Source organism: Pseudotabrizicola sediminis, assembly GCF_004745575.1.
GTDB classification, from domain to species: Bacteria; Pseudomonadota; Alphaproteobacteria; order Rhodobacterales; family Rhodobacteraceae; genus Pseudotabrizicola; species Pseudotabrizicola sediminis.
This window is the reverse complement of the sequence record NZ_RPEM01000076.1, coordinates 1-357: the sequence shown is the minus strand read 5'-3', so window position 1 is coordinate 357 and position 357 is coordinate 1. Positions and strand designations below refer to the sequence as shown.

Annotated in this window: 1 protein-coding gene; it reads right to left on the bottom strand. The window is 61.6% G+C overall.

From position 1 onward, the window contains the following. Window positions 1-357: transposase (locus EEB11_RS19365; protein ID WP_210134477.1), on the bottom strand; the 357-nt coding region annotated here is incomplete at both ends.

The following is a 357-nucleotide window of genomic DNA, read 5'->3' as shown; positions in this document are numbered from 1 at the left end:
CCCCCTAATTTCATCGAGCGCATCAAGTGCGCGGCGCTCGCGGGCTATGATGTCTTCGGCGGTCTTGCTCCAGACGAAAGGCTTCGGCTTGGTGTTGTGCTGCGCGAGGTAGTCGTAAATCGCCCCTTCGAGATCGTCGACGCTGGAGTAGCTGCCACGACGGATGCGTTTCGCGGTGATCTCGGCGAAAAAGCGCTCGACCAGGTTCATCCAGGACGCGCTTGTCGGCGTGAAGTGCAGCTTGAAGCGGGGATGTTTCTCGAGCCAGGCCTGCACCTCGGGCGTCTTGTGGGTGGCGTAGTTGTCGAGCACGAGGTGGATGTCGCGGGGTTTCTTCACAGCCCGGTCGATCCGGCG